Source organism: Ferruginibacter sp. SUN002 (assembly GCF_050611725.1).
In the GTDB taxonomy this organism is placed as follows: domain Bacteria; phylum Bacteroidota; class Bacteroidia; order Chitinophagales; family Chitinophagaceae; genus Ferruginibacter.
Window position 1 is genome coordinate 2,510,446 of record NZ_JBODJB010000001.1, and the last position, 21,321, is coordinate 2,531,766.

Genomic DNA, 21,321 nt, shown 5'->3' on the forward strand with positions numbered 1-21,321 from the left:
TTAAAAAGTCAAATTATTTTATCCAATTGAAAATACGCTTCCAACGAGGCCCCTTTTCCCAACTGAACCATATCAAAGATGCTTTACCTACAATATGATCTTCAGGTACAAATCCCCAAAAACGGCTATCCTGCGATTTGTGACGGTTATCACCCATCATCCAGTAATAATCCATTTTAAATGTATAACGATCAGCTTGTTTGCCGTTGATAAAAACTTTACCGTCACGTTCTTCCCATTGATTACCCTCATAAACACTTATTACTCTTTTATAAAGATTAATGTTATATGCATCGAGGTTTATTGAAGCTCCTTTTTTGGGTACCCACAAACCTGCTCCGCCAAAATTATCGGTTGTCCAGCCATTTGTGATCCCTGTGTAACAGAATGGATATGTTCTGTGGTTATTATCCTCAGGAATACGGGTAATAGATTCAACTCCCGGTATTTTTTTCAATAATGCCACTTCGTTATTACTAAGATTAAGGATGTATTCATTTGCAACGGCGCTAGTATTATAATCATTAGCTCCCGATTCTTTTTCTGTTGTATTGATATGGATACCTGCTTCTGTTAATGTTGCTTCATCAAGCATTGTTTTAGATCTTACAACATAAAAAGTTGTAGTGTTTGTAAATTCAGATGGCTTTCCATTAATATACAAAGTTCCGTCTACCACTTTCAAAACATCACCTGCAACGGCAACACAACGTTTCACATAATTTTCTCTTTTATCAACGGGTCTTGTTATAATTGTATAATTATTTTCCATGTATGCCCTTGCCTTCTCTCTACTTAAGCCTGCTAACTGTAAAGAGTCAGTCATAGTACCTTCCGCTCTCATTTGTGTAAAGTATTCAACTTCAGCACCTCTTAACATATCATAATATGGTTGTTCTGAGTCGAATTCTCTCGTAAGTGTATCTCCACCCGGGAAATTAAATACCACTACGTCATTGCGTTTTACAGGAGAGGCAAACCATCTTGTATAAGGAATGTGCACCCAGTCTAAGTATGCTTTGCTATTAACTACCGGCAATGTATGATGTACAAATGGCATTGCTATTGGTGTGTTGGGAATTCTGGGGCCGTAAGCCGATTTACTCACAAAAAGAAAATCATTGATCAATAAGGTTTTCTCCATTGAGCTAGTTGGGATCGTATATGCTTCAAACACAAAAGTTCTGATCAATGTTGCTGCCACTACAGCAAAAGCGGCAGCATCTATCCATTCTCTTGCTGCTGATTTTTTGTAATTTTTCACAACGATCTCTCCTGCAAATTTTTCATTCTTGCTAAAACCCAAATATGGAAAATAAACAAATGGCAATAACACTGTAGCTGCATGATGCCAAAAACCGAATCTTCCGAAATGCTCTACAAATTTGATACAGATCCATATTGTTATGAATTGACCGGCAATTGGTATCAATTGTAAAAAGAACCAAAACTTATTCAATTTGATCTTATCAACTATACACCAGGTATTATATAAAGGAATAAAAGCTTTCCATCCTTCAATGCCCGCTTTTTTAAACATTCCATACATGCCTATATGCCAACCTAGTGCTGCTAAAATAAAAATGATCAACCCTATACTCATACTAAAAATTTAATTGTGCCAAAAGTACCATATTAAACGGAAACGATAGTTACCAGTGTAAAATTGTTTAAAAATGTTTAACAACAGCAACCGTTCATAATAAAAAAGTCCCGACCGCATAAGGAATGCAATCGGGACAATCAAAACCCTGAAAACCTAGTTTATAAGGGCAATTTGTTTTATTAGTTAACTACTACTCTTTTCGTAACCACTCTTACGTCGCTTTGATTTGTTAACCTGATAAAATAAACGCCTTTTTGTAATCCTTTAATATCCAGAGAACCATTATTCAGGTTAGAATAGTTTCTTACTATTCTTCCGGATACATCAGTAATGTTTATGCTTGATTGAGATGGAATATCAGTTATAACAATTTTAGAAGCGCCATTGCTTGGGTTAGGATAAACTGTAAAGTCAGCCGTTGTTCCAAACCCTTTTACAACTTTAATATCGCTAAAACGGAATGAACCATCGTTTTCAACAGTTTTAACTCTATATTCAGTGAATGTAGTTGATGTATTATTATCGATATAGCTATATACGCTACCGTTAGCATTGTTCTTTGCAGATACAGATGCAATCGTTACAAAATCGTTACCAACTTTTTTCTGAATTTCAAATCTGTTTACATTGCTTTCAGTAGCTGTTTTCCAGTTTAAAGTAACTGCACTGTTTTTACGAACGGTACTGAAATCGGCAAGTAATACCGGTAATAATCCACAACCATTGTCCATTCTTGTAATAACAGTGTTAGTTAAACCTGTAGCAGAAACTACTGCGAATAGAGCTCTTTGAGCAGTTGGGTTAGTTGAATTACCATCATAATTTTGAGCTCCTGATTGGTAAGGTGCGCCTGCTTGTGCAGCCCAAGCTACATCATCAGAAACCAACACATCTGTATTAATATCAAGAATACCGTCTCCATTATCTCTGTACACATCGTAAGTACCAGTTAATCCAGGAGCAGGAGTTACAGTTGTAATAACCAAACTATATTTTCTTGGATTCTGACAAAGAATAGAACCTACAGCCTGAGGATCATTTGCTATAAAAGTAAGACCAGTGTTAACGCAGTGTACCACATTATCCGGGTTAGCTTGAGATGACCAAACATCTGCAGTAAATGATTGAGCAGTACTGCAACCACCTGTTGGAGTCAACAAAGAAACTCCTGTAATGATGTATTTGTCAAAAGCTGCACCCTCAATTCTAGTAAGTGTTAATCCTGCATATTGAACTGTTACGCCATTATCAGTAGGATAACCATTGAATAATGCAGCAATCGGAGCTGCACGTTGATCAATAACAATATTAGCGGCAGTAGCTGCCAGATCGGAAGCTTTAGGCGCTTTGCTATAATTAAAATTAGCATAGGTGCTTGTTGGCCAAATGTGGATGTTAACCCATTTGTTACCACCATTGTGTGTTAAATCAAAACTTAGATCAACATTAATAAGACATCCTCCGCCTTGAGGTATAGAGGAATTAAGTTTAACACCGACATTTGTTACGGTACATTGTGCTTTTACGTTAGTAAAAGAAATCACAAAGAGGCTGGCTAGCAGCAGTAAGTAAGATTTCATTTTTTTTTGTTTAGAGGTTAAAAGGGAAAAACAGGGTTGTTTTAAATTCGAAAAAGAGGTACTGATATTCTTATATTGAATATTAATTGTAGAGGTAAAATTTGTCTTCATCTTCAGGTTTGTTTAAATGACAGAATAAGGGTATAAGTCTGAAGGATGATGGAGGATAAACATACCGGAGGATCAAAAATACCGGCGAGGAAAGTTCATAGGGATTAGAGGGAAAAAAGAGACCAAAACCGTTTTACAATAAAATCAGCTTTCGTACGTCAATAACGTAAAGCTATAATTTTTATTGTTTTTTTGGTAAAAAAAAATTTAATTTTTTTTAAAATAATATGCAAACCATTTATAATCATTAACATAGGCTTCAAAAAAAAATCTTCATTTTATTAACAAGTATAAGCTTACTGCTTAATTATTTTCAAATTTGTTCTTTTGTTAGCCGGATTGATTATTTCTACTAAATATGTCCCTTTAGAATAATTGCTATCAAAAGTAACGCTATGATTGTAGGTTCCTCCGGTATAACTTAACGACTTGTCATACATTATTTGACCAACTGTATTCATAACACGAACCTGGTATTTACCATTCGTTACATTCGTCAATCTGATCACAACATCGCTGTTATGTGTGATCAATGATGGCGAAACAGTTATAGACGACTCTATTTTTCCCGTCTGTACTTTTACAACAGAGCTGTATAATACTGCTCCATTTTTAGAAATACTTCGAATACGATAAAAATTCACCCCGTTCAATGGAGCGTTATCTAAATGACTATAATTATTTGCTACAGTATTATTTATCGCCGTATATGTAGAAATTTTATTAAAATGAACACCATCGGCAGAACGCTCCACCTCATATTGTTTAATTTCAGATTCATTTTCCATACTCCATTCTACCGCTATTCCTTTGTTCAATTCGAAGGCTTTTACCGCTTTAAATTTAACAGGAAGTATAACGAGTGATGGTTTATATACAATTTTAAACCTGTCAGGGTTTTTAGATTCAAGCGAATTATTATCTATTTGAAAAACATATAAAGTCGTATCATTTTTACCCAGTGTCAACGGCGTCAACGTTTGAAAGAATTTATCTTCTAAGTATGCATCAAGCGAACTTCCAAAGTTTTGGGCAACAAATTCAAACGCATAAGTTTTAGTATCCATGTTTCTTATTTGCAAGAAAGTGGTATCGGTATTTATAATTGTTTCTCTTTTTTCAATCGATAACAAACTGGCATCTCTTAAAATACTCACGGTTTCTTTAGAGTTGAATGAAATTAGCTTAGGTGCATCTTCTGTTGTTACTGCATTTGAATAAGCAGGATAGTAAGTACTTACAACACCATCTGCTAAAATAGTTGATCCATTATCCAGTGCATACAGATTTGTATATAGCTTTGACAATTCTGCAATTCCTGTAGGCCTGTTTGCAATAGGACGACTTGCTATACCCAAAACCCTGCTTGTGTCGATCTTATCTGTTTCATGAAAAGTTATGCTATTTGAACCACCATCGGAAATTACAACAAATGCTGCCCCCGATTCAATTGTTCCATCATCAAGTCCACTAACGTTTGCGGTTACTGTATAACTGCTCGGACTACCAACGCCGTCATTTGACACAGTAATAAACCTACCTACATTGTACGAACCTGAAGTTTTAGGATCCCAGTAATAGAAAGAACGACCGGCTATATTTGGCGTACTATCGTTAAAGATGATATTATCAAAGCTTATTGCAGAAGCATAAGGGTTACCAATCACTTGTTTACCTGTTACTAATGGTTTGGTAACATTACCTGTATTCAGTTTACCTTTTACAGCCAATGTTGCCGGTTTAGCCGCCACGTATTGATTGCTAATGAGAATACTTCTATCACCTCTTACAAAGATCATATAGCCTTCTCTATCGGTAATACTACCGGTTAATGTTGAATTCGGTGCAACCCATGTTGGTGTAGCTCCGGGGCTCATATAATAAATAGATGGACTTGCAGTGGAACCAATATCAAAACCATTAGCAACAGCAGCTGCAGTGTTACCATTTGTAATCTGTGTTCCGTAACCGGGTCTTGGATTTACGGGGCTATTAACGTTACTGTTAGATGCTCCTTCCTGCCAAGAAGCATTAATACTTGGTGCTCCGGTAGATTGTATCGGTGTAGTTAACAAACGCCATCTACGAGAAACAGACGAGTTACTCATTGGCAGATAACGCTCCAAAATAACTTTTCCGCTAATACTATTGCCAGAGTTAGCGCCATTGTTTGTAATGTCTGCTACCCTTGCAGTTCCTGAAGCTGTAGATTTCAAAGCTATATTATCACCGGTATTTAAAGTAGCATTATTTACATTACCGAAAGCTAAATGATCGGTAAGAGACAATGTATCATTTGCTGCTGATGAAACGTTCACCCCTGATGCATTAGAAACAATTAACCCTCTGATCGATCTGTTTACAAACCAACCACCGCTAATACTTTGAGCCGAACCACTACCATTTAATTCTATTACTCCTCCCTGTGCATCAAATGTACCACTATTACTAACGGTACCGCTTATTCGAAGTTTCGCTTTATTAGAAAATGTTACTGCTGATGTACTCGCAAGTGTTATATTATGCACTTCGGCAGTACCTGTAGTAACTATCGGATACTTACTTAATCCGGCAGGTAAAATAGCATCTGTGATGGTTGTTGGTACACCACCACACCAGTTTGCAGCATCGTACCAATCGTTGGTATAACCCAACCATGTACCAATTGCATTTACTGTAATAGTACCGGTTGCATTTACAGCTGCACATGCACCACCTGTTGTTGTAACAGTGTAATTATAAACACCGGCTACTGTAGGTGTACCGCTGATGGTATAAACACCTGCAGCATATGAACCCGTTACACCGCTTGGCAAACCCGTTACACTTGCGCCGCCAGCTGTACCCCCAATAGAATATGTGATGGGGGTAATTGCAGTATTAGCGCATGGCGTTTGTGTTGATGTTGATCCTGTTGATGTAAGCGTTACACTTGGCTGTCCTACAGTTATAGAACCGCTGGCAGTAGCAGTACCACAAGTACCTCCGGAAGTTGTAACTGTATAGTTATAAGTACCGGCAACGGTTGGTGTACCACTAATTGTAAAAACGCCTGCAGCAAACGAACCCGTCACCCCTGTTGGCAAACCCGTTACACCGGCACCTGTTGCAGTACCACTTATAGAATACGTAATTGATGTGATGGCTGTATTTCTACAAGGTGTTTGTGAAGTTGTTGCCCCTGCTGATGTTAAACTAACAGTAGGTTGATTAACAGTAATGGTTCCACCTAAACTTACCGGACAACTTCCACCCGTTGTTGTAACTGTATAATTATAGGTACCACCAACAGTAGGTGTACCGGTGATTGAATACACACCTGCATTATAAGACCCTATTACACCGGTTGGCAATCCGGTTACAGACGCTCCTGTACCTGTACCACCAACTGAATATGTTATTGGCGTGATGCCTGTATTGATACAAAGTGATTGTGTAGTAGTAGCTGCTGCAGAGGTACGTGTTAGCGTAGACATACCGTTTACAGTAACTGAAGTGGAAGTCGTTGCAATTAAATCTCCATCATCACTCGATACTATATTTAAATTGACCGTATAAGTACCTGGTGTAGCTATTGATAAATTAGTACTGGAAGAAGTTGTTGACGTTTGATTATTTTGTGAAAATGTACCCGATGTACAAGACCATACATATTTAAATACAAACGAAGAGGTCTTAGATGGTGTACCGGTAAGACTAATTGCTGTACCGCTACATACCGGAGAGTTCGAAGTAATCGAAAACTGAGGCAACCCACCTATGCCGTTAAATTGAGCAAAAGAAAAGGATGCGTTGTTTGAGTTACTATTAGAAACCGCAATTGTGATAGAACCAACGATCAATCGTTTAGATGCGTTACCATTAGTAGGTTGCAATCCTGGTGCTCCACCATAAACATTGAATGTAGTACCTGCAGAAAAAATAAGGTCGCTATTATTTGTCCAATAAATTTGGCCATTAGGTCCATTTATAATTACTGCTGTAAAATTGGCCAATGTTACATTACTACTGACGTTCAATGTACCGTTTATTGTAAGAATACCGGATTGACCGGTTATGGTAGTTGCATCTATTGTAGATCCTGAAGCAACAGTATAATCAGCAAAAGCTGATGCGGATAAAATAAATATAGAACAGAAAAGGGTAAATGATCTACTTTTCCATCTTCGTATGAATGAAGCAGAGTAAGATAACTTACGTTTTTTCTCAGTAGCGGCGCTAAGCATGAGATCGTGAGGTAAAAATGTTTTCATTCTTTTAGGTTTAGGGGGCAACCAATTAAAATACAAAATTGATTTGCACGGGCTAAATCATAAGAATTGGAAAAAAGAAACTCAACACTAGGTTGAATCAGTACTTAAAAAATGGAATATAATCGTAGTGTGGGTATTTTGGATAGGAATTGGCTTTCGGCCACTTATAGGGTTGGTCAAAGGTATGTTATATTGGCGACTAATGCAAGTTTTATATAAATCAAATTATTTTAAATTTATATTTATTTGGAAATCAATATTAAAAACATTACATATTCCTTACTATTACCTTTTCGATTGTTACAGCCGCTTCTGTAGTGATCTTAAGTAAATAAACACCGCTTGGATATTTTGAAAAATCTAGTGTTTCTATGGCACCAATTTGCACTGTCGCTACACTTTTTTTAAACAATAGTTTGCCGGTTGCATCAAATATTTGATAGAAAGTCTTACCGGTTGAAATATTGCTCTTTATTTTCATCTCTCCGGCAGTTGGATTGGGATATATTGACCAGCTTTTGTGAACGATAGCGAAGGTGTCCGAAACAGTTGATGAAAATCCATCTAATCCATTCGTATCGATCTTTCGAATTCGATAAAAATTTATTCCTGCTAACGGAAATGAATCAACGAAATTGTATTGCTGTACCGTATTAGGAAGATCAGTGGCATCAATGTTGCCAATCTTCGTAAAACTAATACCATCACTACCTCTTTGAATTTCGTAAAAATCTGTATTTGTTTCATTCACTGTCCAATGTAAACTGCTGGTATTTTCATTAGTTTTTTCAACAGATAGATCCACCCAAAAAACAGGAGGCGTAAAAACAATATTAAAATTATTGTTTGATATATCGTAATAAATATTCCCTACTGCCATGATCCGTATTCTTGCGGAAGAAGTAGTCACATTGGGTACTACAATGACTTCGGAGCCATCATTAGCAGTAGTAGCCAATAAAGTGATCGGAAAGGTAATGCCCCCATCAGTAGAAAGCTGTATCATCACATTGGCTGTGTTTATTGGTGATAGATTAGTATTTGCTACATCCCAGGTTATTGTCTGACTTTGATTACCATTCCAGTTTATACCTGCACTGGTTGGATAAGTTACTTGAAACGGGCCATTACCATTCACCGTTACCGCCATGTCATCTGAATTTACTCCCCCACCTCCTGTTCTGTTATCCCTTACCGTTAGTCTGAAATTCATTGTACGTGCTATTGCCGGCAACAACTCTCCTTTTGTTGTTGTATTGTTCAACACATCGTTATATTTCGGGAAATATCTTTTTGCGCTATCAACCGGCGGAAAACTTCTAAATAACGGTGCATGAATACCGGAAGGGCTATTCCATGTTGAAGCTGGCGCCCCTACATCAATTTGTTCCCAACAATAAGTCAGTTGATCGTTTATATCATTATCTGTAGCAGTTCCACTTAAAATAAAAGGTGTTGATTTTGGTATGATATAATCTGCCCCTGCATTTACTACAGGTAAAGAGTTGCCTGTAGTGGTCTTTGTTGCACAAGCATTTGCAGTACCGTTTACAGAATAAGCTACAATCTGTTCAAAACTAACAGCATGAAATTGAGCATCCGAATTATCTTGCAAATTATCGGAACTGCAAAGAACCGGACTGGCAGAATATCCCATGATCGTTGATCCGCTACCCGGCTCTGCATTGGTTGTAGCACTCCACTGTCCTTGTGCTCCGCAGAGATCCAGGTTAGAATTAAAACTATGATCTGCGTTGAACTGATGTCCTATTTCATGACAAACATAGTCTATCACAAAAGGGTCGCCTACCGGATCAGCTGTACCGGTACACCCTTCTGCTTTATGCCCATTCACACATACTACACCTACGCTTGCATAACCACCAGCACCTGTGCTGAATGTATGACCAATGTCATAATTGACACTCCCTATATTTGAATTGATCACCGATTGACTTTCGTCAAGCAATATAGACGGATCGTTATTCCCTGTAAAAGGGTCTGTACCTGCCGTAACAAAAATGATAGAACTTTCAGCGGCAACTAAATTAAAATGAATCGATAATTCTTTCTCGTATATCTGATTCATGCGACTAACTGTTGTAGTAATTGCTGCCAATGTGAGCGGAATTGTAGGAGTGAGAGGATCACAAACAGCAATGGCATATTCATGTGTGCATGCTATTGCAAGATCATATGTTCTTAACTGTGTCCCTACCGATCCGAGTACTGTTTCGCCTGTTATCGGCCTATTTGCTTTTTCGGTCAGCTTTTTTGGGAGGAGTTCTTGAAACGCTTCTTTTTTTTTAAAATCTTTTTTGAAATAGGAAATGTAATTCGTTTTACTTCCTTTGGAATATGGGTCTATGAAAATTGTGTTTGCAGTACCGGTTAATATCATTGCATGAAATCCAAGCGGTGTCCAATCAATACTTACAGTTGCAGATTTATCATCCACTCCTTGTCCTGTATAAGTTTTAATTTCAGGAAATTTTGCAGCCAACGCCGGATCCATTGTCTGACTTTCCCAAATGTAAAACTTGGCTGATTTACCATCGGGCATTGGCAATATAATAACAGGAGCATTTATTCTTTCAACAAGATCTTTTTCTAGCGGAACAGCTTTTAAAAACCGTATAAGCGCAAGTGTATCTAAAAAAACCGTTCTGTATTTTTCAGGTTTTACGATCGCTTTTATTTGCTGTTGTCTAAAAGATTTCTCCGGTTTATCGGTAAAAAAATTTGTTTGTGCTTTGGAGACAAATACAAAAAACAACAATAAAACAACCGTTACAATTTTCTTCATGCTTGTGATATTTTACCGGATACAGATAGTTGCAGTTAACATACCCTTACAAAAAAGTCGACTTAAAATATCTTAATGCTGCCCTCGAGGCAAAACAAAACTTTCTACATCATTCAGTGTAATCGTTTTTCCGGATAATATAATGAGGCGTTCCACAACGTTTCTCAGTTCTCGAATATTCCCCGTCCAATTATGCTTGGTCAGTAATTCAATGGCATCTTTTTCAATTATCTTTTTTGATTGACCATATTCCGAAGCAATGATATCAAGATAATATTCTACTAACAACGGCACATCTTCTCTTCGATCGTTTAATGAGGGCACATGAATGATGATCACACCAAGACGGTGATACAGATCGAGTCGGAAATTCTTTTCATCTACTTCTTTTAATAAGTCTTTATTTGTTGCTGCAATTACTCTAACGTCTACGCTTATATCTTTATCGGCTCCTACTCTTGTAATTTTTCCTTCTTGTAAAGCACGTAATACTTTCGCCTGTGCATTTAAACTCATATCACCGATCTCATCCAAAAATAAAGTACCACCATTTGCTTGTTCAAATTTTCCAATACGTTGTTTGATGGCAGATGTGAAAGAGCCTTTTTCATGACCGAATAATTCACTTTCGATCAATTCACTTGGTATAGCGGCACAATTCACTTCAACGATAGGGCCTTTATTCCGATTACTTTTTTCGTGTATCCATCTTGCAACAAGTTCTTTTCCTACACCATTTTCACCGGTGATCAAAACTCTTGCATCTGTAGGACCAACTTTTTCAATTGTATCTTTTATTTTTTGAATGGCCGGGCTGCTACCTACCATATCCTGTACTTTACCAAACTTACGTTTAAGCACTTTGGTTTCTGTAACCAGTGTTTGCTTTTCTAAAGCATTGCGTAAAGTGATGAGCATTCTATTTAGATCCGGCGGCTTGCTGATATAATCAAACGCACCTTTTTTAACGGCTTCTACTGCTGTTTCAATATTTCCATGACCACTGATAATTATGATAGGCACATCCGGATTTACCTGCTTAGCTTTTTCTAAAAATTCAATCCCATCCATTTTAGGCATTTTCACATCGCACAACACAACATCATAAGAAGCACTGCTAAATTTTTTTAAGCCCTCATCTCCATCTGCGGCTTCATCAATTTTGTACCCTTCGTAACTAAGAATTTCTGCTAAAGTCTTACGTATCGCTTTTTCGTCATCTATTATTAATATGTTCGGCATAATTGTTTAACAAAATTTTTTTATGAATTCTCTGTAGTTTAACATCTACTAATTCAAAAATAATGATTTATGTACTCTAAAACACTCCTTATTTGTACAACGCTCCTTTCTTTTTCCTGTAATAGCAACTCCGAGGCTAAAAATATTGATAAAACGTTGAAAAAAGAGGAGGAAATTCTTTCAAAATACTACCCATCAATCGGTGCCATTCCCCTACCACAAAATTATACCAGATCCGATACAAGTTCGGGCACTTTTGCATACTGGTTACGAAACATTCATTTAAAAAAAGACAAAACAGTGTATCAATATAATGGCAAAAGAAAATGGAATCAGTCGGCACAATTCGCAGTACTTGATATATCAGTTGGAGATAAAGATCTTCAGCAATGTGCAGATGCTGTAATGAGATTGAGAGCAGAATACCTTTACAGTAACAAGAAATTTGCTGCAATCACTTTTAAAGATAATAACGGCACTGCTTACAAATTTACAGAGCCATTTACAAGAGAGCATTTTAATAAATATCTTGAAAGAGTTTTTGGTATGTGCGGTTCAGCATCATTATCAAAAGAATTGAAATCAATACCAGTGAGTGATATTCAAGCCGGAGATGTATTCATACGTGGCGGCTTTCCGGGACATGCAGTACTTGTTGTGGATGTTGCTAAAAATGATAAGGGGCAAAAAGTTTATATGCTGGCGCAAAGCTATATGCCAGCACAGGATATTCATATTTTAAATAATCCTGCTGATGATGATCTATCGCCTTGGTATGAAGTAAATGATGATGATCAAATTCAAACGCCTGAATACGTATTCACTAACAAAGAACTAAAAAGATGGCAATAAAAAACCTTCCATTCGGAAGGTTTTAAAACACATATTTAAATCAGTTTATTTTTTTAAGTACATCACTTCTTTTACCACTTTTACTGTTTTTGGCACACTTGGCAAATAAGCAGCAACTAAATTTGGCGCATAGTGCATCGGAGCATCGGCACTCACTACTCTACGAACCGGAGCATCTAAATAATCAAATCCTTCCTTTTGTATACGGTAAGCTATTTCAGAAGATACAGAAGCAAACGGCCATTGCTCTTCTACAATTACCAAACGATTTGTTTTTTTAACGCTTTCCAAAATAGTCACCCAATCCAAAGGACGGATAGTAGCCAGATCGATCACTTCCGCTTCGATACCTTCTTTAGCTAATTCTTCAGCAGCACCAAGGGCAATTTTCATCATTTTATTAAAAGAAACGATGGTAACATCTTTACCTTCTCTTTTCACAAAAGCTTTTCCTATTGGTAAAATATATTCTTCTTCAGGAACTTCTCCTTTATCGCCATATGCAACTTCACACTCCATGAACATAACCGGATCATCATCACGGATAGCGGCTTTCAATAAACCTTTAGCCTCATATGGAGTAGCTACACTGATAACTTTTAAACCAGGAATATTTGCGTACATAGATTCAAAAGCGGTAGAGTGCTGAGCACCTAACTGACCGGCTGATCCATTTGGGCCTCTGAAAACGATCGGACAACCAACTTGTCCGCCACTCATTGCCAACATCTTAGAAGCGGTATTTAAAATTTGATCTAAAGGCAACACGGCAAAATTCCAAGTCATGAACTCTACGATCGGACGCAAACCGTTTTGTGCTGCCCCAACCGCAATACCTGCAAAACCCAACTCAGCAATCGGTGTATCGATCACTCTTTTTTCGCCAAACTCATCCAACATCCCCTGACTCACTTTATAGGCTCCGTTATATTCGGCAACCTCTTCACCCATTAAAAAAACTTTATCATCCCTTCTCATTTCTTCCTGCATGGCTTCTCTAAGGGCTTCTCTTAACGCAATTTGACGCATAATTTCTTGGTTTATTGATTGATTTTGGTGTGCAAATTTATTCCTTCGCAGCCATACAAACAAATCATTGCCTATACATTTTTGATAACGATTGCACTAGCTCCCCCTCCTCCATTACAGATGGCAGCAGCGCCATATTTTCCGTTATTTTGTTTCAATACATTTATAAGTGTTACAATGATTCTTGCACCACTACAACCTAATGGATGGCCTAAACTTACTGCACCTCCGTTCACATTAACTTTGTCAGGATCCAATTTTAATTTTTGAATATTTGCTATACCAACAACACTAAAAGCCTCATTCAATTCTACAAAATCGAGATCATCCATGTGCAACCCGGCTTTATATACTGCCTTAGGTAAAGCCATTGCAGGAGTTGTTGTAAACCATTCCGGAGCTTGTTCCGCATCGGCGTAAGAAATAATTATAGCTATTGGTTTAAGCCCCAAAGCATCAGCTTTTTCCTTACTCATTAGTAAAAGCGCCGCTGCACCATCATTCATTGTACTTGCATTAGCTGCCGTAACTGTACCGTCTTTTATAAATGCCCCCTTTAATTCTGGTATCTTATCAAACTTAACATTAAAGGGCTCTTCATCTTTTGAAAACAAAATTGGCTCCCCTTTTTTTTGAGGGATGGCTACAGGTATGATCTCATCAACAAATCTTCCATCATTTACGGCCGCTTGACTCCTTTTATAACTTTCAATGGCAAAAGCATCCTGTTCACCTCTGCTGATATTACATTCCTTTGCACATAACTCAGCTGCGTTGCCCATTGCATAATTATTATAAACATCTGTCAGCCCGTCCTTTGCAAGACCATCTTCAAAAACAACATTACCATACTTATTACCCCAACGCATATTCGAAGAATAGAACGGCACATTACTCATACTTTCCATTCCACCTGCAATAACAACATCTGCATCTCCTAATAAAATGCTTTGTGCTGCCTGAGTAATGGCTTTCATTCCGCTGGCACAAACTTTATTAACGGTTGTACAATTCACATGATCGGGCAATCCGGCAAATTTCGATGCTTGTCTTGCAGGCGCCTGTCCTAATCCTGCTTGTAACACTGCTCCCATTAATACATCCTGCACCTCTTCAGGTTTTATACCGGCCTTTTCAACCGCACCTTTAATAGCAATAGCTCCTAATTGTGTAGCAGAAAAATCTTTCAGCGATCCGCCAAAACTACCAATGGGTGTACGAACTGCAGATATTATATAAACTTCTTTCATATGGAATCATTATTTAGTCTATAAAGGTAATTTTTTGTTAGCATTATGTGTTCAATTTAGAAAGTCAATTGTATTAATTTTGAAGTTTGAACATGGACAAAAGTTTAAATAAATACATCAGCGAAACAGGTTTCTGCTCCAGAAGAGAAGCGGATAAATATATTGAACAAGGTAGGGTTACAATCAATGATAATATTGCCAGCAAGGGAAATCGGGTAATGCCGGGTGATATTGTTGAAGTAGATGGAGAATCTTTAAAAAAGAAAGATAAAACAGTATATATTGCCCTTAATAAACCTGTAGGAATTACATGCACTACCGATCTGAAAGATAAAACCAATATCATTTCCTTTATCAATTATAAAAGCAGGATTTTCCCTATAGGGAGATTAGACAAACCTTCGGAGGGACTCATTTTTTTGACCAATGATGGAGATATCGTCAACAAAATATTAAGGGCAGGCAACAATCACGAAAAAGAATACATCATTACTACAGATAAACCCATAACCGGAGATTTTATTTCCAAAATGAGTAATGGGGTTAAGATATTGGGCACCATAACAAAAAAGTGCTTTGTAAAGCAGGAGGGCAAAAATCGCTTTAGGATAATATTGGTTCAAGGTTTAAACAGGCAGATAAGAAGAATGTGTGAAGCATTGGGATACAATGTAGTAACATTGAAAAGAGTCAGGATAATGAATATCACTTTATCGGGTTTACAACCGGGGAAGTGGAGGTATTTTACTACCGAAGAAGTTAAACAGCTGGAAGTACTAATAGCTAAATCGAGCAAAACCGAAGAAGCATCCGGTGATACGTTTGAGATAGGAGAATAACAATATTGTATTAAATACATTAAATGACAATATTTTTTGCATTTTCACTATCTTTATACTGCATTTTTTAAAATATTGAACTTTGTGATCTTGGAGTTATAATGTAGGCAAATGATATTTTTAAACTGATTATTACACCTTTTTCTATATGAGGATATTGGGATCCATTTTATTTTTTCTCTTTTGTCTTTTTACCACAACGGTTACTGCTCAAACAGTTATCAATCGAGGTGACCTAGCGATCGTAGCTGTAAACGCCAATCTACCTGCCCCTAATTCCAGTCGTGATGAAATAAGCTTTGTTTGTTTTAAAGATATTACCTCCGGCACCCAGCTACAATTGATTGATGCCGGATATGAGAACTGTGTTGCCGGACGTTGGAGCGGTGGTCAGGAAGGCGGTGCCTTATTAACAAGAACAGGTGGTACAATACCGGCAGGAACCGTTATTACTTTTAGAACAACGACCCCTTATGTCTTTCTTTCTCCGGACAATGGCTGGTCTGTTACTGACTTATTTGTACATCCAACTAATAACAATTATTCTTTACTGGCTTCGAATTTTAATATAAACCAAACGGGAGATCAAATATATATGGCTCAGGGTGGAACCTGGACCGAACAAACTGGTAGTCTCTGTACAATTAACGGAACCCGTACCTCTCCAAATGCATCATTTCCGGGAAATGGGGGTAGAATATTATTTGGATTTTCTACAAGTAGTTCATGGTCTTCGTTTCAACAGTCATCAACAGAATCAGGTTTATTCCCGGGATTAGGTTGCTTTAGCATGGCTCCAACAAGCGGTACTGCTTACAATAAATACACAGGACCACTTACTCCAGCAACACAAACCACCTGGATCACCAGGATCAGTGATGTTAATAATTGGTCGAGCTATGGAAGTAGTGCTACTTATACAGCTTCCGGCACCAATTATGCCGGGGGATTTTCTATGACGGTACTCCCTGGAGGAGATATTCCTACAGCAGCATGGTCAACTCCTACTCCCATGTGCTCTACGGCAGCTAGCATTGACTTATCTACTTATATAACCGGAACTACCGGAGGAACATTTAGTGGAACAGGTGTTACTGGCAATATCTTCAATCCTTCGGGCTTAAATGGCAACTATGACATTGTCTATACAATTGTTTATAAGACATGTCCCATTAGCCAAACGAATACTATAACGGTTAATGCTACTCCGACCCAACCAACATTAAATATTACTTCTCCTACTTGTTCAACACCAACAGGGACCGTATCAGTCAGTAGTTCAACAGCAGGATTGACTTTTAGTAATGATGGGGTAACCTATACGAATACAACAGGTGTTTTTGCAGGCATAGCGGCCGGTGCAGCATATAGTATTACAGCCAAAAGTGCAGCAGGATGTATTTCTACTGCTGCAACAGGAACCATGCCGACAGCCCCAAGCGCTCCAACTCAACCAACGGTAAGCGTTACTCCTCCAGATTGTACAACACCTACGGGAACTATAACGGTTACAAGTACACTGACAGGTTTAACATTCAGTAGCGACGGAGCGACTTACACAAACACTACCGGAATATTTTCAAGTATTGCCGGCGGGGCTTCTTATAGTATTACTGCAAAAAATGCGGCAGGTTGTGTATCCCCAGCTGCAACAGGAACAATGCCAACTGCTCCAAGTGCTCCAACTCAACCAACAGTGAGTACAACTCCTCCTGATTGTACAACCCCTACAGGAACAATAACAGTTACCAGTACACTAACAGGCCTAACTTTCAGTAATGATGGAGTGACTTATACAAACACTTCGGGAATGTTTTCAGGCATTGCTGCAGGTGCCTCCTATAGCATCACTGCTAAAAATGCGGCAGGATGTGTATCTCCGGCTGCAACAGGAACAATGGCTGCAGCGCCAAGCAACCCTGCACAACCTACCGTTAATGTTACAGGCCCTACATGTACCGTAACTACAGGAACTGTTACGGTTACAAGTAGTACTAGCGGACTAACCTTCAGTAATGATGGAGTGACCTATACAAATACAACTGGTATTTTTTCGGGTATCCCTGCAGGTACTTCTTACAGCATTACTGCTAAAAACGCGGCAGGATGTGTATCATCAGCAGCAACAGGAACAATGACTGCAGCGCCGGGTGCCCCAGCCACTCCTCAATTAGATATTTTTGGGCCGGCAACTTGTACTAATCCAACAGGAACAATTAATGTTAAAAACCCTGTAGTTGGATTAACCTATAGTAACGACGGGATAAACTATACAAATACTACAGGCATATTTACAGGCATAGCCGCCGGATCAGCTTACAGTATTACTGCAAAAAATGCAGCAGGGTGTGTTTCACTTCCAAATTCCGGCAACATGACAGCTGCCCCTGGAGAGCCTGATCAACCAACTCTTAGTATCACCCCCCCAACTTGTACAACACCAACGGGCACCATAACAGTAACGAATACACTAACGGGTTTAACATATAGTATTGATGGAATAAATTATACAAATACAACAGGCATTTTCCCGGGAATAGTCGGCGGAACTACTTACAGCATCACTGCTAAAATTGGGACTGACTGTATTTCTCCTGCAGCAACAGGAACAATGGCGGCAATACCAACTACTCCATCGCAACCAACTGTCAGCATTACAGATCCTACGTGCTCTACCCCAACCGGAACCATAACTGTAACAAGTTCGTTAGCCGGCTTAACTTTTAGCAGTGATGGAATTAATTATACAAATACTACAGGTATTTTCTCAGGTATTCCTGCAGGAGCGGCCTATAGTATTACGGCGAAAAATGCAACAGGATGTATTTCAACGCCTACTACCGGAACAATGACAACGGCCCCGAGTACACCTACCCAACCAACGTTGAACATTACTCCACCAACTTGTACCATATCTACCGGAACTATAACAGTAACGAGTACACTAACAGGTTTAACATTCAGCATCGACGGAATCAATTATACTAACACAACCGGAATTTTTAATACCGTAGCCGCAGGTACCACGTACAGTATAACAGCTAAAAATACTACAGGATGCATTTCTGCTGCAGCAACCGGAACAATGCCTCCGGCTCCTGCCATTCCAACAGCACCAACTGTAGTTACTACGCCTCCAACATGTACAATATCCAAAGGAACGATAACAGTAACAAGCAGTTTGACCGGACTTACATTCAGTATCGATGGCATTAACTATACAAATACCACAGGCATTTTCAATAATCTTGCAGGTGGTGTGGCATATAGTATTACTGCTAAAAATGCAGATGGATGTATCTCTTCGGCAACTACCAACACAATGGCAGCCGCACCTGCTGTTCCTGCACAACCAACAGTAAGCACAACTCCTCCAACATGTACAATACCAACAGGTACTATCACGGTGACAAGTACACTAACAGGACTATCATTCAGCAATGATGGCGTGACCTATACCAACACAAGCGGAATTTTTTCCGGCATTGCTGCCAATTCCAACTATAGCATTACAGCGAAAAATGCAGCAGGATGTATTTCTATTGCGACTACTGGAACAATGGATCCTGCTCCGGCAACTCCATTACAACCAACAGTAAGCAATACACCACCAACATGTTCAACACCTACCGGAACTATAACTGTAACAAGTACGCTAACTGGATTAACGTTCAGTAACGACGGTATCACCTATACAAACACTACGGGCATTTTCCCTAATATAGCAGGAGGCACATCATTCAGTATTACTGCTAAAAATGCTACAGGATGTATATCTCCTGCAGCAACAGGAACGATGGCAGCTACTCCTAACATACCTGTACAACCCGTTTTAAATATCACAGCACCTACTTGTGCTGTTTCAAATGGTGCAGTTACTGTTACCGGATCTTTGACAGGCTTAACATTTAGTAGTGATGGAATAAATTATACCAATACAACTGGCGTATTCTCACCTATTGCGGCAGGTGCAGCATATAGTATTACATCAAAAAATGCTGCAGGTTGTGTATCCATTCCTACAACAGGAACAATGGCTGCGATACCTACTTCACCAGCAACACCGATAGTAACAGTGACCGATCCAACTTGTATTACACCTACAGCCACTATTACAGTTACAAATTCTACAGCAGGATTACTTTTTAGTATTGACGGAATCAATTACACAAATACAAATGGTATTTTTTCGGGTATTGCTCCGGGAACAAATTATAGTATTACGTCAAAAAATGCTGCTAGATGCGTTTCAAGTCCTGCTACCGGAACCATTGGTTCATTACCAACATTAACGGCACCGGTATTATCCGTTGTAAATGATTGCGGCAAATCAATCATTACAGCAACAGGTTTTTCCGGCACATTGGTATGGAGTGACGGAGGTACAGGAAACCCACGTACATTCTTAACCGCTACAGGGCCGATCACTGCTACACAAACAAGCGGTACCTGTAGCAGCCCGGCAAGTAATGCAGTTAGCACCGCCCCTGCAGTAGGCCTTGGGCCAAATTTAGGCAACGATGTATTTCTTTGTCCGGGAGAAAAAGTTGTGTTAAACCCTGGAAGCTTTGATCAATATACTTGGCAAGACAATAGTATAGGAAAAACTTTTACTGTTACTCAAAGTGGTATCTATAAAGTAACGGTAAGGAATAACTCCAGTTCATGTATTGGAAAAGATTCCGTTAAAGTAACTTATTTTGTTGCTTGTAATGATATTTATTTCCCAACCGCATTTACTCCTAATGGAGATGGACTGAATGATAAATTCGGACCATCCGGGAATTTAAATGTGGTTACCAATTACCAACTATCTATTTATAACAGATATGGAGAATTGGTATTCCGCAGTAAAAATCCTTTTGAAAAATGGGACGGCTCCCACCTAGGTATTATGGCCAATACCGGCAACTTTGTATGGCATGCAGAATTTCTGTTTAACGGGAAAGCCAGAGTACACAAGGGGAATTTAGCAATTATCAGGTAAGAGACCGCTGTTTTGAAACTTCGTATAAAATAATGCCCGTTGCTACTGAAACATTCAATGATTCAAAATCTCCTGTCATGGGTATTTGAAATTGTTCGTCGCAAATTTTCATTACAGCAGGATATATCCCATGTTCTTCTCCTCCCATAACAATTGCACACGGTTCTTTTAATTCGATATCGTATAGTTTTTTCTCAGCAGTCATCTCACTTGCAAAAACCTTGATACCATTCAGATGTAATTCGTCAATGGCTTTCATTAGACTGTTAACACGACATACTGCAATTTGTTCTAATGCCCCTGCTGAAGTAAGTATCGCATCTTCATTTAAAGCCCCTACACCTTTTTCAGGAATGATGATGGCATTCACTCCAAAACAAAAAGCACTACGTGCTATACCACCAATGTTTCTAATATCGGTAATACCATCTAATAACAAAAACAACGGCACTTCGCCTTTTTCCACTACAAAAGAAATAACATCTTGTAAATTTTGATATTGTACTTTGCTGATAACAGCAATACATCCTTCGTGATTACTAACATTGAAACTATTAAGTTTTTCAACAGGGACCTTACTGATCGGAACAAGATTCTTTTCTGCCAGTTTTTTTATTTCGTCTATCACTTCCCCATGCACAGTACCCTGCAGGTAGATACGTTCTAATTGTTTACCTGTATTCATAGCATTGATCACAGCTGTTCGTCCGATGATCAATGTATTTTTTTTTGGCCTTTGTTGTTGCTGGCGAAATTTTTTCATGGA

11 protein-coding genes are annotated in these 21,321 nt (G+C 38.5%); 3 read left to right on the forward strand and 8 right to left on the reverse strand.

Annotated features, from left to right (window positions below):
- Positions 1 to 13: 13 nt before the first annotated feature.
- The 5 genes from lepB to ACQ33O_RS10910 form a co-directional block, all read right to left on the reverse strand.
- On the reverse strand, positions 14 to 1,603 hold the full coding sequence (gene lepB / locus ACQ33O_RS10890) for a signal peptidase I (RefSeq protein ID WP_430995612.1): 1,590 nt from the start codon (positions 1,601 to 1,603) through the stop codon (positions 14 to 16).
- A 182-nt stretch (positions 1,604 to 1,785) separates the two neighbouring features.
- The gene (locus ACQ33O_RS10895) at positions 1,786 to 3,186 is read right to left on the reverse strand and encodes a T9SS type A sorting domain-containing protein (RefSeq protein WP_430995613.1); all 1,401 of its coding nucleotides are present in this window, start codon (positions 3,184 to 3,186) and stop codon (positions 1,786 to 1,788) included.
- A 407-nt stretch (positions 3,187 to 3,593) separates the two neighbouring features.
- Positions 3,594 to 7,550, reverse strand: a complete 3,957-nt coding sequence (locus ACQ33O_RS10900) for a hypothetical protein (RefSeq protein ID WP_430995614.1) — start codon at positions 7,548 to 7,550, stop codon at positions 3,594 to 3,596.
- 268 nt (positions 7,551 to 7,818) lie between these two features.
- Positions 7,819 to 10,356, reverse strand: a complete 2,538-nt coding sequence (locus ACQ33O_RS10905; protein WP_430995615.1) for a reprolysin-like metallopeptidase — start codon at positions 10,354 to 10,356, stop codon at positions 7,819 to 7,821.
- A gap of 72 nt (positions 10,357 to 10,428) precedes the next feature.
- Complete coding sequence (locus tag ACQ33O_RS10910) at positions 10,429 to 11,598, reverse strand: sigma-54-dependent transcriptional regulator (protein ID WP_430995616.1); 1,170 nt, start codon at positions 11,596 to 11,598, stop codon at positions 10,429 to 10,431.
- 69 nt (positions 11,599 to 11,667) lie between these two features.
- Between ACQ33O_RS10910 and ACQ33O_RS10915 the strand changes: the two genes are divergently transcribed.
- A complete protein-coding gene (locus tag ACQ33O_RS10915) occupies positions 11,668 to 12,450 on the forward strand; it encodes a DUF4846 domain-containing protein (protein WP_430995617.1) in 783 nt (260 codons plus the stop codon).
- A 45-nt stretch (positions 12,451 to 12,495) separates the two neighbouring features.
- Here the strand turns inward: ACQ33O_RS10915 and ACQ33O_RS10920 are convergent, their stop codons facing one another.
- Positions 12,496 to 13,542 (reverse strand): pyruvate dehydrogenase complex E1 component subunit beta, encoded by a 1,047-nt coding sequence (locus tag ACQ33O_RS10920; RefSeq protein WP_430995618.1) that lies wholly within the window; start codon positions 13,540 to 13,542, stop codon positions 12,496 to 12,498.
- An 8-nt stretch (positions 13,543 to 13,550) separates the two neighbouring features.
- Positions 13,551 to 14,729: a thiolase family protein gene (locus ACQ33O_RS10925; protein ID WP_430995619.1), complete on the reverse strand. Its 1,179-nt coding sequence runs from the start codon at positions 14,727 to 14,729 to the stop codon at positions 13,551 to 13,553.
- A 92-nt stretch (positions 14,730 to 14,821) separates the two neighbouring features.
- On the opposite strand from ACQ33O_RS10925, the gene rluF reads away from it, so the two are divergent.
- Both rluF and ACQ33O_RS10935 read left to right on the forward strand, forming a co-directional pair.
- Positions 14,822 to 15,568: a 23S rRNA pseudouridine(2604) synthase RluF gene (rluF, locus tag ACQ33O_RS10930; protein ID WP_430995620.1), complete on the forward strand. Its 747-nt coding sequence runs from the start codon at positions 14,822 to 14,824 to the stop codon at positions 15,566 to 15,568.
- 148 nt (positions 15,569 to 15,716) lie between these two features.
- Positions 15,717 to 20,555 (forward strand): gliding motility-associated C-terminal domain-containing protein, encoded by a 4,839-nt coding sequence (locus ACQ33O_RS10935; RefSeq protein WP_430995621.1) that lies wholly within the window; start codon positions 15,717 to 15,719, stop codon positions 20,553 to 20,555.
- Here the strand turns inward: ACQ33O_RS10935 and rlmB are convergent.
- Complete coding sequence (rlmB, locus tag ACQ33O_RS10940) at positions 20,548 to 21,318, reverse strand: 23S rRNA (guanosine(2251)-2'-O)-methyltransferase RlmB (protein ID WP_430995622.1); 771 nt, start codon at positions 21,316 to 21,318, stop codon at positions 20,548 to 20,550. The two genes, ACQ33O_RS10935 and rlmB, sit on opposite strands and share 8 nt — an antisense overlap.
- Positions 21,319 to 21,321: the final 3 nt, after the last annotated feature.